The 233-nt window shown below is 37.3% G+C and carries 1 pseudogene; it reads left to right on the forward strand.

The window, feature by feature from the left end:
- Positions 1-233 (forward strand): annotated as a pseudogene (locus AC3II9_RS22585) (deoxyribose-phosphate aldolase); the annotation flags it as partial.

Raw genomic sequence — 233 nt, forward strand, 5'->3', positions numbered from 1 at the left:
TTTTCCGCTCGGACAGACTACAATCGAAAGCAAAGCATTCGAGACAAAAAACGCGATCGAAAATGGTGCCGACGAGATTGATTACGTTCTAAATATTGGTCAATTAAAAGACAAAAATCTTGATTACATTCGAAGAGAAATGGAAACGATCGTCAAGCTCTGCCACTCTCACAAGGTAATTGTGAAAGTAATTCTGGAAACTTGTTATCTAACTGATCTGGATATTATCAATG

The organism is Lysinibacillus sp. RU7, from assembly GCF_057837305.1.